This window comes from Klebsiella sp. 2019SCSN059, from assembly GCF_021739525.1.
GTDB classification, from domain to species: Bacteria; Pseudomonadota; Gammaproteobacteria; order Enterobacterales; family Enterobacteriaceae; genus Klebsiella; species Klebsiella quasipneumoniae.
The window spans coordinates 1-363 of sequence record NZ_JAKKOM010000152.1 but is presented as its reverse complement, the minus strand read 5'-3'; the positions used below and the strand labels follow the sequence as shown (position 1 = coordinate 363).

General features: G+C 48.2%; 1 pseudogene. It reads left to right on the top strand.

The features are described 5' to 3' along the window. Positions 1-240: pseudogene (locus L2I46_RS29375) on the top strand (type B chloramphenicol O-acetyltransferase); the annotation flags it as partial. Between the last annotated feature and the right edge of the window lie 123 nt (positions 241-363).

The following is a 363-nucleotide window of genomic DNA, read 5'->3' as shown; positions in this document are numbered from 1 at the left end:
GGGCACGGTGCGGTGATAGGCAGCCGCTCGTTGGTGACAAAAGATGTGGAGCCTTACGCTATCGTTGGCGGCAATCCCGCTAAGAAGATTAAGAAACGCTTCACCGATGAGGAAATTTCATTGCTTCTGGAGATGGAGTGGTGGAATTGGTCACTGGAGAAGATCAAAGCGGCAATGCCCATGCTGTGCTCGTCTAATATTGTTGGCCTGCACAAGTATTGGCTCGAGTTTGCCGTCTAACAATTCAATCAAGCCGATGCCGCTTCGCGGCACGGCTTATTTCAGGCGTTATGCAGCCAAATCCCAACAATTAAGGGTCTTAAAATGGTAAAAGATTGGATTCCCATCTCTCATGATAATTAC